The organism is Mesorhizobium sp. WSM4821, assembly GCF_055901555.1.
Map to the genome: position 1 here is coordinate 2295270 of NZ_CM148371.1, position 14949 is coordinate 2310218.

A 14949-nucleotide genomic window follows, 5' to 3' on the forward strand; every position below is an offset into this window, starting at 1 on the left:
TGGTTCATTTGTTCACTGCGTCACAGGCTCGGAAGCCAGCCGGGGACCGGTCTTGACGTCGACGATCTCGGGCTTCGCGGTATCGATTGTGCCGTCCCAGCCGCCACCGAGGGCCTTGTTGAGGGCGATGTAGTCGGTCGCGATCGCCACGCGGCTTTGCAGCAGATCGTCCTCGGCCGAATAGAGCGACCGTTCGGTGTCTAGCACATCGAGAAGGCTCGTTTCCCCGGACTTGTAAAGAGTACGCGCGATGCGCGCGGCGTCGCCATAGGAGTTCGCCGAGGACGCAAGCTTGGAATTCCGGATTCGCTCCTGGCGCAGCGAAACGAGAGCGTTTTCCACGTCTTCGAGCGCCGTCAGCACGGACGATCTGTAGGCGATGAAATATTGATCGCGCTGGGCTCTCGCCACCTCGACCGCGGCCTTCAACTGGCCGCCGTTGAACACCGGCACGCTAAGCGTCGGCCCGAAGGACCAGCCGATCGTGGAATTCTTGCCGAGATCGCCGACCTTGTAGGCGGTCATGTCGATGTCTCCGGTCAGACTGACGCTGGGATAGCGAGCCGCCTCAGCCTGGCCGATCTTGGCGGTATATTGCGCATATTGCCGCTCCGCCATACGGACGTCGGGGCGGGAGAGTAGAATGTCGGCAGGAATCCCGGTCGGGATGGGCAGACGCGGCCTTGGTATCGGCGCAACACGCTTCAGCCGCTCGGTCAATGCCGCCGGCGGACGTCCGGTGAGCACGGAAAGCCGATGCACCGCTTCGGAATAGCTTGCCTCCAGTGCCGGAACATCGGCTTCCGTGCTGCTTGCCTGTCCCATGGCCTTCGCAACATCCGCCGCCGTCGACATGCCGGCTTGCTGCATGGTGCGGGTAAGGACCGCGGTTTGCATTTGCGACGCGGCTGCACGCCTGGCGAGGCCAATGCGCGCCTGATAGCCGCGCGCCTCGGCATAATAGGACGCAACATCTCCGATCAGGGTGAGCAACGTCGAGCGAAGCTCTTCCTCGGACGCATCCAGCCCGTAGCGGGCGGCCTCGACGCTCCTGCGATTGGCGCCGAACAGGTCGAGCTCCCAACTAGCGTCGAAGCCGGCCTGGTACTGGCTGTAGGCATCGCTGGCGGTTCCGCCCGATGTGGACGAACTGTCCTTGTTACGTGTGGCGGACCCGGAGCCGTCGACGGACGGGAACAACGTTCCGGCGCTCTGGCGATAGCTGGCGCGCGCCTCGCGAATCCGGGCCGTCGCGGTGGCGACGTCGAGATTGCCGGCAACCGCCTCGTCGACAAGCGCATTCAATTCCAGATCGCGCAGGCGCTGCCACCATTTCGACAATTGCGGCGGCTTGACGGGCTTTGACGATTTCTGACCGCTCCACGTGGCCGGCATCGCCAGAATTGGTTTGCGATAGTCCGGGCCGACGACGCATCCCGCAAGCGCGGTCGCCGCAAATAGCAGAACAACCAACCTCATTCCGGCCGACTGTCTTGCCGGCGTCGGGCGATTTCCCGTCGAGTTTCGCCCGATCGCGAGGTTGTCGAAATCGCTGCCCGTCATACTGTTACCCTCAATTGCCGTTGATCGTTGCCTGTGGCCCGGCATCCACCGAGATGTCCCGCGTAACGGCCTTGCCCTTGAAGATCCGGCGCACCGTGACGAACAGCAGCGGCACCAGGAACACGCCGATCGCCGTCGCCGCGATCATGCCGCCCATCACGCCGATGCCGACGGAGTTCTGCGCCCCCGAACCGGCGCCGTTGGCGATCGCAAGCGGCGTGACGCCGAGAATGAATGCCAGCGACGTCATCAGGATCGGCCGCAGGCGCTGTCGCGCCGCTTCCAGTGTCGCCTCGACGAGCCCCATGCCGGCGACCTGCCGCTCGATGGCGAACTCGACGATGAGGATGGCGTTCTTGGCGGCAAGACCGATCGTGGTCAGCAGCCCGACCTTGAAATAGACGTCGTTGGTCTGGCCGAACAGGCTCGCCGCCAGCAGCGCGCCGAAGATGCCAATGGGCACCGAGAGCATGACCGCGAACGGGATCGACCAGCTCTCATAGAGCGCGGCTAGGCATAGGAACACGACCAGCGCCGAAATCGCATAGAGCGACAGCGCCTGGTTGCCGGAAAGCCGCTCCTGGTGCGACAGCCCGGTCCATTCGTGGGAATATCCGGCGGGCAGCTGCGCCACAAGCCTGTCGATCTCGTCCATGGCGTCACCCGAGCTGATACCGGAGGCCGCCGCGCCCTGGATCTCGACCGCCGCCGAACCATTGTAGCGTTCGAGCCTGGGCGAGCCGAATATCCAGTGGCTGGATGCGAAAGCCGAGAAGGGCACCATTGTGCTGTTGGAATTGCGAACCTGCCATCTTTGCAGGTCCTCCGGCTGCATGCGGAAGTCCTTGTCGGATTGCAGATAGACCGGCTTCACCCGTCCGCGATCGATGAAGTCGTTGACGTAGTCGCTGCCCCAGGCGGTGGAAAGCGTGTCATTGATGTCTGACAGGCCAACGCCGAGCGCGCTGGCCTTTTCCTGATCGATGTCGACCGAAAACTGCGGCTGGTCCTCCTGGCCGTTGGGGCGGGTGTTGGCGAGCAGCTTGCTCTGCGCGGCCAGGGCCAGAAGCTGGTTACGCGTCTGGATCAGCGCGTCATGGCCCGCGCCATTGACGTCCTGCAGGTAGAAATCGAAACCGTTGGTGTTGCCGAAGCCTTGAATGGCAGGAGGGGCGAGCGCAAAGACCTGGGCATCCCTGATCTTGGAAAAGGCCCCCATCGCGCGGCCGGCTATCGCCTGGGCGGCCATGGCCGGCGATGTGCGCTGGTCGAAATCCTTCAGCCGCACGAAAGCAAGGCCGACGTTCTGCCCGGAGCCGCCGAAGCCGAAGCCGGAGGCGGCGAAGACACCTTCGACCGCATCCTTTTCTTGCTTGAGGTAGTGGTCGGTCACTTCAGTCAGCACGCGCTCCGTCCGGTCCTGTGTCGCGCCGGCCGGCAGTTGCACGCTGGTGAGCAGAATGCCCTGGTCCTCTTCCGGCAGGAACGAGCTCGGCAGCCGGGCAAACATCCAACCCATGGCAATGACGATGGCCAGGAAGACGACGAGGAAGCGCTTGCTCCGCTTGATGATGCCGTGCGAGCCGTCACGGTAGGCGAGGGTACCGCGGTCGAAGACACGGTTGAACCAGCCGAACGGACTTGTCTGCGTCGCATGGTTCTTGGGTGGCCGCAGGATCGTGGCGCAAAGCGCCGGCGTCAGCACCAGCGCGACCAGCAAGGAGAGCACCATCGCCGAGACGATGGTCACGGAGAATTGCCGGTAGATGATGCCGGTCGAGCCGCCCAAGAAGGCCATCGGCACGAACACCGCCGAAAGCACGGTGGCGATGCCGATCAGCGCGCCGGTGATTTCGTTCATCGACTTGCGCGTCGCCTCTTTCGGCGGCAGGCCCTCCTCCTGCATCACGCGTTCGACATTCTCGACGACGACAATGGCGTCGTCGACGAGGAGGCCAATGGCCAGCACCATGGCGAACATGGTCAGCGTGTTGACCGAATAGCCGAACAGGGAGAGCACCCCGAAGGTTCCGAGCAGCACCACCGGCACGGCAATCGTCGGGATGATGGTCGCGCGCAGGTTCTGCAGGAAGATGAACATCACCAGGAACACCAGCACGATCGCTTCGGCGAGTGTCTTGACCACCTCCTCGATCGACAGGCGCACGAAGGGCGAGGTATCGTAAGGGTAGACGACCTCGACTCCTTGCGGGAAGGTCGACGAAAGGCGCGAGACCGCTTCCTGCACCGCCTCGGCGGTGTTCATCGCGTTGGCGCCGGTCGCTAGATAAATGCCCAGACCGGCCGCCGGCTTGCCATTGTATCTGGCGCTGGTGGTGTAGCTTTCGGCGCCGAGCTGGACGGTGGCGACGTCGTTCAGCCGCACCAGAGAGCCGTCGGTGGTGCTCTTGAGAATGATATTGCGAAACTGCTCGGCGGTCTGTAGCCGGCTCCTCGCCGTTACCGTGGCATTGAGCTGTTGTCCGGGGCGCGCAGGCAAGCCGCCGAGCTGACCGGCGGAGACCTGCGTGTTCTGCGCCTCGATCGCCGTGGCCACGTCGCTTGGCATCAAGGCGTATTTGGCGAGCTTGTCCGGATCGAGCCAGATGCGCATGGCGTAGCTGGAGCCGAAGAGATTGGTCGAGCCGACCCCCTCAACGCGCTTCAGCGTATCGTTCACCGTGCTGTCGACATAGTCGGCAAGATCCGTTGAGGTCATCTTGCCGTCGGTCGAGGCGAACGCCATGATCATCAGGAAGCCGGTGGAGGATTTGGAGACGGAGATGCCGTTGTTCTGGACCACCTGCGGCAGCTGCGACTCTACCAGCTGAAGCTTGTTTTGCGTCTGCACCTGGGCGGTGTCGGGATCGGCCGCACTGGTGAAGGTCAGCGTGATCGAAGCCGAGCCGGTCGAAGTCGAGGTTGCCGTCATGTAATCGAGATTGTCGATGCCGGTCATGCCCTGCTCAATGACCTTGGTCACCGAATTCTCGACGGTCTGGGCGTCGGCGCCGGGATAGGTGGCACTAATGCTCACTGTGGTCGGCGCGATCTGGGGATATTGCGAGATTGGCAGCGAGTTAAGCGCAAGCAGGCCGCCCAGCATGATCACAATGGCGATCACCCAGGCAAAGATCGGCCGGTTGATGAAGAAGCCGGACATAGGAATCGTCTCAGTTGTTGGTCGAGGCGGCGAGCGCCGGTTTCTGGCCGCTTTCCGCTGCCCGCACTAAGGCGGGTGCGGTCGAGGATTGACGCTCCTTGACCTCGCCGGTCGCCTCATCGATCGTCACCTCGACCGGGGATGCTTGCCCGCCGGCACGCACCAGTTGCGTACCTTCGACGATGACCCGGTCGCCGTCGCCGACGCCTGACTCCACCAGCCAATTGTTGCCGACGCTGCTGCGGACGGCGAGGATTCGCTGTTCGACCTTGTCTTCAGCGTTGACGACCATGGCAGTAGCTTCGCCCTTGGCGTTTCGGCTGACGGCACGCTGCGGCACTAGGTAGCTGTTTGGAGCCACGGCCGCCTCCACGATCGCCCGCACATACATGCCGGGAAGCAATAGCCGGTCAGGGTTGGGAAATTCGGCGCGCAGCGAGAAGGTGCCGGTGGTCTCGCTGACGTTCGCCTCGGCAAATTCCATCTTGCCGGTCTGCGAATAGACAGTGCCGTTGTCGAGCTTCAGCTTCACGCTGATGCCGGAACCATTGAGCTTCAACCGGCCTTCAGCTACGGCTTGGCGCAGGTTGAGGAGATTCGTGCTTGATTCCGTTACATCGACGTTGATCGGATCGAGCGTGCGAATGGTGGTAAGCACGGTGTCCTGGTTCGCTGTGACCAGCGCGCCAGGTGTGAGCGAGGATTTGTCGATGCGGCCGCCGATCGGTGCGGTGATCCTGGTGTAGTCGAGATTGATGCGCGCGGATTCGACGCTGGCCTTGGCGGATGCCACGTCCGCCTTAGCTTGTGCCAGCGATGCCACGGCGTCATCGTAGTCCTGCTTGCTGACCGCATTCTGTTTGATCAATCCGGCATAGCGCTCGAACTTCGCCTGCGCGCTCGGCACCGAGGCTTCAGCCTTCTGCTGCGACGCTACCGCGCTGTCATAAGTCGCCTGATAGCTCGCTGGGTCGATCTGATAGAGCGGGTCTCCCTTGGCGACTTCGCTGCCCTCCTTGAAAAGGCGTGACTGGATGATTCCGTCCACCTGAGGGCGCACCTCGGCTATCAGCGAGGCAACCGTGCGCCCTGGCATTTCGGCGGTGATCGCCACCGATTGCGGGTGCAAGGTGACGACGCCGACCGCGGGCCGGCCGGCAGCGCCCATGCCTGCTGGAGCCTGGCTTTGCTCCTGCGAGCAGGCCGCCAGAAGAAGCGCCGCGCACAGCAGTCCAGTCCAGGGCGCGAGCCGGCGTGGCTTAGCCGGCGGCGGAAACTGGCTAGACTGGATGCGCATGGCCTGGATCTTTCCCTGAAATTGCGGCCACCGCCTGGCTGTCGGCATCGGATCGTTCCACCAGGAGCCGGGCCAATTGTCGGCCGAGGAAGCGTTGGATGTCGTCCATGAAGGTGTAGACCACCGGCACGTAGACGAGGCTGAGCAGGGTCGAGGAGATGAGCCCGCCGATAACGGCAATGGCCATCGGCGCGCGCGTTTCGGCATCGGCGCCGATGCCGAGCGCGATCGGCAGCATGCCGGCGCCCATGGCGATCGACGTCATGACGATCGGACGCGCCCGTTTGCGGGCGGCATCGAGCAATGCCTCGAAGCGGCTCATGCCACGTTCCTTCTCGGCGACCAGCGCATACTCGACCAGCAAGATCGAGTTCTTCGCCGCGATCCCCATCAGCATCAATATACCGATGAGCGGCGAAAGCCCAAGCGCCTTGCCGGTGATCAGCATGAAGCCGAGCGCACCGCCGACCGAGAGCGGCAGCGCGACCAGGATCGTCACCGGCTGCACGAAGCTGCGGAACAGAAGCACCAGCGTCAGGTACATCAGCAGGATGCCTGCGGCGATTGCCGTGGCAAAGCCGGAGAACAGCTCCTGCATGCGGGCGGCGTCGCCGCGAGCCAGTTCATGCACGCCCTCGGGCAAGTTCTGCATTGCCGGCAGGGCGCGGATGGCCGTGGTCGCCTCGCCGAGCGTGATGCCGGAAAGGTCCGCCTCGACGGTGGCGCTGCGGCTGCGATCCACCCGCGCGATGCTGTTCGGACCGGCGCTGAAGGAGATGTCGGCAATCGCGGCAAGCGGCACCGTGCCCTTGGTGCCGGTCAACGGCAGGACAGCGAGCTTCGAAGGGTCGTCGATGGCTCTGTCGGGCAAGGTCACGACGATCGACACCTGGCGATCGCCGAGATTGAATTTCGGCAGGCTGGTGTCGGTATCGCCGACGGTGGCGATCTTCACCGTCTCGGCAATCTCGGTCGGCGTGATGCCGAGCTCGGCCGCCTTTGCGCTGTCGGGCCGCACGATCAGCTCGGGCTTCGTCGTTGCGGCCCTCGATGTCGGATTGCCGAGGCCGGGAACCGAATTCATCTGGTCGATCAGCGCACCACTGGTCTTCTGCAGCGCGTCGCCATTGTCGCCCACGAGCGTGATCGACACCTTGGCGCCCGAGAGGCCGTCGGCGCCGAACTGGATGCGGGCGCCCGGAATGTCGTTGAGCTTCGGTGAGACCTCGGCCTCGAATTCCTGCTGGCTGATCGTCCGCTCGTCGCGCGGCTTCAGATTGACGGTGACATTGGCACTGCGCACCTCGGCCGATGTCGATCCGCGGGTCGGCCCGCCGCCCGACTCGGCCGCCGTGCCGATCGTGGCAAAGATGCTGTCGACCGCCGGCTCGCCCTCCAGGCGCTTGGTGATGTCCTGCACCACGGCCGTCGTCTGCTCGATCGTCGATCCCGGCTGTAGCTCGACCGAGATCATCGAGCGGCCGCGATCCGTCGCCGCCATGAATTCGGTCGGCAGCTGCGTCGCCAGCACCATCGAGCCGGCGAAGAAGGCGATGCCAGCGACAAGCGTCATCCAGCGGTGGTCGAGGGCCTTGCGCAGCAGCCAGAGATAGGTCGGCACCCAGGCCGGCATGTCGTCTTCGCTGTGACCGCCGGCGCGCACCAGGTAGGCGCCCATCAGCGGGGTCAGCATGCGCGCCACCAGCAGCGAGAACAGCACCGACACACAAACCGCGACCGCGAAGCTGAAGAAGAATTTTCCGGGAATGCCGGGCATGAAGGCCACCGGCAGGAAGACGGCGACGATGGTGGCGGTGGTCGCCACCACGGCAAGCCCGATCTCGTCGGCGGCCTCGATCGCCGCCTGATAGGCGCTGGCGCCGGTCTGGCGCATGTGGCGCACGATGTTCTCGATCTCGACGATGGCGTCGTCTACGAGGATGCCGACCACCAGCGACAAGGCCAGCAACGTGACGTTGTTGAGCGAGATGTCGAACGCCGCCATCACCGCGAAGGTCGGAATCAGCGACAACGGCATGGCGACCGCGGAAACCAGCGTCGCCCTGATGTCGCGCAGGAACAGCCAGACGACGCCGATGGCGAGCAGCGCGCCTAGCCATAGCGCCTCGAACGCGGCGTCGTAGCTTTCCCTTACGAAGCCTGACGAAGAGGTGACTTCGGTGAATTTCGCGGCCGTGTCATTTGCGCCCATCTCGGCGATCACGGCGCACGCGGCTTTGACCACGTCGATCTCGCTCGAGCCGACAGACCGGTAGACATTGAACGCAACGACTTGCTTGCCATCGAGATAGGCAGTCTGGCGCGGCTTTTCCCAGCTGTCGACCACCGTGCCGAGATCGGAGAGCTTGACGTCGCCGGCTCCCGCAAGCGCGATGCGTGTATCGGCAAGCGCCTCGACGGTCTGGGCACTGGCCAGCGTGCGAACCGATTGCTCCTGGCTGCCGATGGTGGCGCGGCCGCCCGGCTGGTTGACGTTGATGGCGGCGAGCGTCTGGCTGACATCGCCGGCGCTGATGCCGAGCGCGGCAAGGCGGTCGGGATCGAGCTCGACGCGGATGACCCTGTCAACGCCGCCCGAACGGGTGATCTTGGACACGCCATCGACGCCCAGCATCGCCTTGGCGACGTCGTTGTCGATGTACCAGCTCAGCGCGTCGGGCGACATGGCCGGTGCCTCGACCACATAGGTCAGCACCGAATTGCCTGATGCATTGACCTTCGTCACGACGGGCGCGGTGGCAGCGGCCGGCAGGCTGGACTGGACGCTGGAGACCGCGTTGCGCACGTCGTTGGTGGCCGTCTCGGGGTCGGTGTCGAGCGTGAATTCAACCGTGGTGACCGAGGAGCCTTCGCTGATCGAGGTCGACACATCGTCGACGCCTTCCAGGCTCGCCACGGCATTCTCGATGACCTGCGCGACCTGCATCTCCATCTCGCTGGGTGCGGCGCCCGTCTGCGTCACGGTGACGGTGACCGTCGGCAGGTCGATGTCAGGCATGTTGTTGGTTCTGAGCTGCATGAAGCCGTAGAGGCCGGCGATCGTCAGCGACAGGAACAAGACGATGGTCGGAACCGGATTGCGGATCGACCAGGAGGAGATGGCGTTCATCGCATCGTCTCCGTGCTCGATGCGGCCTGGCCGGCATCGCCCGCCGCGACGCGAACGAGATTGCCGTCATTGAGCAGGCCCGCGCCGGAGACGACGACGCTGTCGCCTTCGGCCAGCCCGGAGACGATGGCGACGCGGCCGTCCTTGCGGCTGCCGGTTTCCACCGTGCGGGCCGCGACCTTGCCGTCTTGGCCGACGACGAAGACGCCCGGCTTGCCGTCGCGCCATGTCAGTGTGCTTTCCGCGACGTTGAGGACTTGCGCCGAAGACGTGATGATCGAGACGCGGGCGAACATGCCCGCACTGAGTCGGGAATTGTCCTGCGGCGCGACATAGACCGTGCCCAGCCTCGTGGTGCCGTTAACCTTCTCGGCGATCGAGGAGACCTCGCCGGAAAACACCTTGCCGGAGGCGTCGGTGATGGTCGCCGCCTGGCCAGGCGCGATCGCGGCCAGATCCTTCTCGGGCATCTGGACGGCGACCTCGACCTTGCCGTTGCGCACAATCTTCATCAGTTCCGTGCCGGATTGAACGATGGAACCGGTAACCGCCGGTCTGGTGGAAACCGTACCGTCGAAGGGCGCGCGGATTTCCGTCCGCGCGAGTTGTGCTGCGATGTTGTCCGCCGCCGCCTGCGCCTGGACGAGCTGTGCCCGGCTGGTCTTGAGCGTCGTCGCTCTTTCCTCGGCCGTTTCGGTGCTGATCGCGTTGCTGGCGATAAGCTTTTGGGCGCGCGCCGAAGCCGTCTCGGCCGCTTCCAGCGCGGCACGCGCCTGCTCGACGGCTGCCTTCTGCTCGGCGAGCTCGGCTCTCAGAACGGTATCGTCGAGACGCGCGATCACCTCGCCCTTGCCGACGTGGTCGCCCTCGGCAACGAGAACCTCAGTCAGTTGCAGGCCGCTCGTCTGCGAACCGATCGTGGCTTCCTGCCATGCCTGAACCGTGCCGGTGACGGTGAACGCCGAGGCGATTTCATCCTTGCGCACCTTTTCGACCGAAACTGTCAGCAAGGCCGCCTGCACAATGGCAGGTGTCTTGTTCGCGGCCGCATCGGCTCCGTTCGCATCAGCGTTGTTGCGGCCATAGGCCCTGAGTGCGGCAACAGTGGAGACTGCGATCAACAGCGCCAATACGACGGCCACAATGACGGATATATACGCCACGGCAGCGTATCCTCTATGATAATATCCTTTAGAAGGTTTTTTATGCAATTTTCTGGTCATGAGCTTTGCGGTTGTTTGCGAGGACTGAAGGCGGAAGCGACAGGCGATAGGCGGCAAAGCTCAGCCGGATCATGCCTTTGAGCGTGTCCGCCGGCAGGACCAGCGACCAGATGGGGGGCGCGGTTGTCGGGCGTAAAGAGATCGGGAAGATAGATGCGATCAACCGCACCATCATCGAGACTTCCCATTGCGATTCTTCCGATTGCTTGGCCGCCGGCCCGCCACGCCCGGCCCCGTTCGCATCGACAGCGCCGCGCCTGTAGGCCTTGAGCATCGCGGCAATCGCGATGGCGAGAATGACGGCCGAAAGCAGCAGGTATCTTGCGCGATGATCTAGCGGCCATGAGCCTTTTCGCCGTCGGTTGAACTGGTTTTCTCGAAATGGGGAACGCCGAGCGAAAGCCGCCAGGTGCCGAAGACGAGCCTGGTCGCGCCTGTGAAAGCCTGCAGCGACCGCAGCGCCATCACGGTACCGCGCCGCTGTTCAGGCGCGACCGCCATCAGCAGCCGCAGCGTCACGAACATTTCCCACATGGAAGTCCTCTCTTCGGCCCACGGCCGGTCTCATCAGTCGAGGGCCGGCCCGCTCGACAGCGGGGGGCAGGTCAGCGGGCCGGCCGGTGCAGCCGGTCAGAGTTGCTCGCCTGTCCAGGGTGGCGGGAGCTGCCTGCCAGGACCGGGCAGGCCTCGGGGGCCGGCTGCATCGTCCGGCGGATTGCCGCACGGGCCGGGGGGTGGCCCGTGCGGCTGGTCCGCCGAAGCAAGGATTTCGAGCTGTTCGGGCGTCAGTTTGGCGCGAAGGGCGGCGATTGCCTGCTTCAGCTTTGCGGCCGAAGCCGCGCGTTCGGCAAGATCGTCAGCCAGCCTTTCTTGGAAGGCGAAGGGATCGCGGACCTCATTATCAGGACCGCTGGGAACTCCCGCATCGGGGCCGCGCCTGCCGGGACCACCCGGGCCATGATCGGGCCGTGCCAGCACCGCCTGCAGCGCGCTGGCATAGTCGCGCCAGGCGTCGAGCTGCTCGGTCTTGACGCCGATGCGGGTCTCGAGCGCGGAAAGCCGGGCTGCGAGCCTGAATTCCGGCGGCGGTCCCATGCGGCGCGGCCCCATGCCCTGTGGTTCCATGTCTTGTGGTTCCATGCCTTGTGGACCGAACCGCTGCGGGCCTTCCGGTCCAAGCCGCATCGACCGGTGTGGACCGGGCCACGGCATCGGGCCGTTATCCGCCCCGCTCTGCATGGCCGCGATCCGCGGTTCAGCGCCAGGTCCGGGGCCAAGGTCGGTCGGTTGCGCCAGCGCCGGCTGGATAAGTGCGACTGAAAAGAGACCGAGACCAAGAAGTCTGCTTTGCATGATACAGTCCTTTCCTACATGCTTCGAATGACCGCAGGATAGGGGGCGTTGTTTTCCCTTTTGCTTCGGGCTATTTCCGAAGGTTTCTGAAAAGGGGAGATTTGTTACTGAATGTTTCTGGATCCGGTCTGGAAACATTCGGTTGCAATTTTCCGTCCCGCATACCCACGGCTCTTCCTATAATTGGCGACGAACAGGTAACGGCACTGGGCAAGCAATGCAGTCACAACCCCAAATCCTTGTCGTCGACGACGATCGCGAGATCAGGACGCTTCTCGGTCGCTATCTCGACGGCCAGGGTTTTCGTGTTTCGGTTGCGGCGGACCGGCGCGAATGCGAGCAAAAGCTAGCCGCAGGCCAGTTCGACCTGATCGTGCTCGACGTCATGCTGCCCGACGGCTCGGGCCTCGATATCTGTCGCGCGTTGCGTGACAGCAAACGGCACGTTCCCGTCATTCTGCTGACGGCGCTGAAGGAGGATGTCGACCGCATCATCGGACTTGAGCTCGGCGCCGACGACTATCTTGGCAAGCCGTTCAATCCGCGTGAGTTGGCCGCCCGCATCCGCGCCGTGCTGCGGCGCTCGGCGCCGGATCAGGCAGCACCCGCCATGGCCCGCGCCTATCGCTTTGCCGGCTACACGATGGAGCCGGAAATCCGCCGCGTTGCCAATGCGAGAGATGAGACAATCGAGCTGACCGGTGCCGAGTTCGATCTGCTGCAGGTCTTTGTCGATCGGCCAGGCCGGGTTCTGTCGCGCGACCAGCTTCTCGATCTCACGCAAGGGCGCGAGCGCGACCCGCTCGATCGTTCCGTCGACGTGCTGATGAGCCGGCTGAGGCGCAAGCTTGGCGAGGATGCCGCAGCACCGCTTTTCAAGACCGTGCGCAATGGCGGTTATCAGTTGACCGTCCGCGTCGAGACCGTGGACACGCCGGCATGACCTCGCTCAGGGCGCGGATTGCGCTGCTTCTGGTGGCGTCGATCGTCGGCGTGGTGGCGCTGGCGACGCTTGCGGTCGTCAGTGTGGTGCGAGGACCAGCACCCGAAGCCACGATAGAGCCGGTCGCCCGGCAGATCAGGCTTCTGGCCCAGTCGCTTCCCGGGCATGTCGCCAGCGCAAGCGATGTCCGGATCGAGCTTGCCGATCAGCCGGCAAAGGGGCAGGAGGACGAACGCGCAACACATTTTCTTGTCAGAGCGCTTCAACATAGCGGTGCGGACTTTCCGGCTGTCGTGGTGCGGGTGGCAGGCAAGCAAGGCATGGTTGCCTCGGTGCAAGTGCCGAGCGGCCGCTGGATGGCCGTCGATATTCCCGACTTCTCGCCGCCGGCCAGCCGCTGGCTGGTCCTGGCCGGCTGGATCACGCTCATCGTGCTTGGCGCCACCGCCGTTTCGCTCTACTTCGCGACGGTGCTGACGCGGCCCCTGGTGATGCTGGAATCCGCGACAGCGCGCATCGGGCCGGATGGCATTCTTGCCCCTCTGCCGGAAGAGGGCCCCGGCGAGGTCCGCGCCACCGCACGGGCACTGAACCAGCTTTCGATGCGGCTCAAAACGGCCATGGAAAGCCGCATGCGGCTGGTCGCAGCCGCGGGTCATGATCTGCGAACGCCAATGACCCGCATGCGGCTGCGCGTCGAGTTCCTCGATGACGATCGCGAGAAATGGCTGAACGACCTTGATGAGCTTGACCGCATCGCCGACAGCGCCATCCGGCTGGTGCGCGAGGAGGTCGCGGGGGATGCCCTCGAACCTGTCGACCTTGAAAAGCTGATCCGTGACATCGAGGCCGAGATGGTCGCGCTCGATCACGCCGTGTCGATCGCGCATCTCGACAAGGTTTCGGTCAAGGCAGGCGCGCTCGGCCTTCGCCGGGCACTGCGCAATCTGATCGTCAACGCCGCCACCCACGGCAAGGGCTGCAGCATCTCTCTCGCCGCGACGGGCAATCACGCCGTTCTCACCATCGCCGATCGCGGGCCGGGCATCCCGCAGGAACTGCTGGGCAAGGCGTTCGAGCCATTCTTTCGCGTCGATCCCGGCCGCCGGCAATCTGTTCCGGGCGCAGGCCTGGGCCTCGCCATCGCCAAGGAAATCATCGAACGCTACGGTGGAACCGTCACGCTGGAAAACCGCGCCGGAGGCGGTCTTTCCCAGAAGGTCGTTTTCGACGCTGTTCCACGCCAAACTTAGCCAAGAATGTGATTGGTTGACGATGGCTAGGCTACGACCGCAGAGACTCGGCTGGGGTCCAATCTTTCGATACGCCAATCGATCAGAATGGGTAGTGCTCCTCGATCGTTACCCAATGTAGATCGGTGAACTCGGCGATCGATGCCTTGCCGCCGAAACGGCCATAGCCCGAGCTCTTGACGCCGCCGAACGGCATCTGTGCCTCGCCGCCGACCGTCGGGCCGTTGATGTGGCAGATGCCGGCTTCGATGCGCGCAGCAACCGCCATGACACGCGTGATGTCGCGGCTGAACACAACTGAGGACAGGCCGTATTCGGTGGCGTTGGCGACACGCACCGCTTCGTCCTCGCCCTTCACCCGGATCACCGGCTTGACCGGTCCCGAAGGATTCTTCGGCGTAGACGCGCATTGACGGCGTGACATGGTCGAGTAGCGTCGCCTCGACCACCATGCCGGTGCGGTTGCCGCCCGCCACCAGCTTCGCGCCCTTGGCGACAGCATCAGTGACGAACTCCTCCATCTTCTAGGCTGCCTGGCTACGGATCAGCGATCCCAGCACGACATGGCCGCGCGGGTCGCCCGCCGGCAGTTGCGAAGCGCAGGCAACCAGCCTGGAAACGAACTCATCGGCGACCTTGTCATCGACGATCAGTCGCTCGGTGACATGCAGATCTGGCCTGATGTATGAAGGCGCCGAAGGTAGCTGCGTTGACCACCGCGTCGATGACCTCAACGCTTGTGCTGCCCGAAGTCGAGATCAGAACGGGCAGGCCTGGGACGGTGATCAACCGCGTTTCCCGTGACTTCGTCGACTATATCGCCCGCGGGCTCGGCAATGGTCTCGCGCTCCGCCCCGAACGTTGGCCAATGGGCAAGGTCTTCCATCGCAACAATGCATTCGGCATCTGGTTCGGTAAATTGATATTTTGTGGTGTTTCCTCAACCCCTGGGTGAGGAAAAAATCGCGGCCGGTAGCACGCAGTTGGCGTCGTGTTCTGCCGACTTGCCTGAGCATGCGCGGGT

11 protein-coding genes and 1 pseudogene are annotated in these 14949 nt (G+C 64.1%); 3 read left to right on the top strand and 9 right to left on the bottom strand.

The genetic code is table 11. The features are described from left to right. Positions 1-12: 12 nt before the first annotated feature. The 8 genes from AC0NID_RS11080 to AC0NID_RS11115 all read right to left on the bottom strand — a co-directional run bounded on the left by AC0NID_RS11080 (position 13) and on the right by AC0NID_RS11115 (position 11729). Positions 13-1479: an efflux transporter outer membrane subunit gene (locus tag AC0NID_RS11080; protein WP_473459378.1), complete on the bottom strand. Its 1467-nt coding sequence runs from the start codon at positions 1477-1479 to the stop codon at positions 13-15. Between the two features lie 94 nt (positions 1480-1573). Beyond that, entirely contained in the window at positions 1574-4726 is a 3153-nt protein-coding gene (locus tag AC0NID_RS11085) for an efflux RND transporter permease subunit (RefSeq protein WP_473459374.1), read from the bottom strand. A gap of 10 nt (positions 4727-4736) precedes the next feature. Further along, on the bottom strand, positions 4737-6023 hold the full coding sequence (locus AC0NID_RS11090; protein WP_473459372.1) for an efflux RND transporter periplasmic adaptor subunit: 1287 nt from the start codon (positions 6021-6023) through the stop codon (positions 4737-4739). Beyond that, on the bottom strand, positions 6007-9153 hold the full coding sequence (locus AC0NID_RS11095; RefSeq protein WP_473459370.1) for an efflux RND transporter permease subunit: 3147 nt from the start codon (positions 9151-9153) through the stop codon (positions 6007-6009). The genes AC0NID_RS11090 and AC0NID_RS11095 overlap by 17 nt, the downstream gene beginning before the upstream one ends. After that, on the bottom strand, positions 9150-10316 hold the full coding sequence (locus tag AC0NID_RS11100; protein WP_473459368.1) for an efflux RND transporter periplasmic adaptor subunit: 1167 nt from the start codon (positions 10314-10316) through the stop codon (positions 9150-9152). Before AC0NID_RS11100 ends, AC0NID_RS11095 begins: the two co-directional genes overlap by 4 nt. A 40-nt stretch (positions 10317-10356) precedes the next feature. Beyond that, positions 10357-10650, bottom strand: coding sequence for a hypothetical protein (locus tag AC0NID_RS11105; protein WP_473459366.1), 294 nt, complete (start codon positions 10648-10650; stop codon positions 10357-10359). A 59-nt stretch (positions 10651-10709) separates the two neighbouring features. Further along, a complete protein-coding gene (locus AC0NID_RS11110) occupies positions 10710-10910 on the bottom strand; it encodes a hypothetical protein (RefSeq protein WP_473459364.1) in 201 nt (66 codons plus the stop codon). A gap of 96 nt (positions 10911-11006) precedes the next feature. Beyond that, the gene (locus AC0NID_RS11115; RefSeq protein WP_473459362.1) at positions 11007-11729 is read right to left on the bottom strand and encodes a hypothetical protein; all 723 of its coding nucleotides are present in this window, start codon (positions 11727-11729) and stop codon (positions 11007-11009) included. Between the two features lie 217 nt (positions 11730-11946). On the opposite strand from AC0NID_RS11115, the gene AC0NID_RS11120 reads away from it, so the two are divergent. Together AC0NID_RS11120 and AC0NID_RS11125 are read left to right on the top strand one after the other, a co-directional pair. Next, the gene (locus tag AC0NID_RS11120; protein ID WP_473459540.1) at positions 11947-12672 is read left to right on the top strand and encodes a response regulator; all 726 of its coding nucleotides are present in this window, start codon (positions 11947-11949) and stop codon (positions 12670-12672) included. Then, a complete protein-coding gene (locus AC0NID_RS11125) occupies positions 12669-13925 on the top strand; it encodes an ATP-binding protein (protein WP_474033435.1) in 1257 nt (418 codons plus the stop codon). The genes AC0NID_RS11120 and AC0NID_RS11125 overlap by 4 nt, the downstream gene beginning before the upstream one ends. A gap of 82 nt (positions 13926-14007) precedes the next feature. Here the strand turns inward: AC0NID_RS11125 and AC0NID_RS11130 are convergent. Further along, positions 14008-14693: pseudogene (locus tag AC0NID_RS11130) on the bottom strand (aldehyde dehydrogenase family protein); the annotation flags it as partial. On the opposite strand from AC0NID_RS11130, the gene AC0NID_RS11135 reads away from it, so the two are divergent. After that, positions 14635-14880 (top strand): hypothetical protein, encoded by a 246-nt coding sequence (locus AC0NID_RS11135; protein ID WP_473454854.1) that lies wholly within the window; start codon positions 14635-14637, stop codon positions 14878-14880. The pseudogene AC0NID_RS11130 and the gene AC0NID_RS11135 overlap by 59 nt on opposite strands. Positions 14881-14949: the final 69 nt, after the last annotated feature.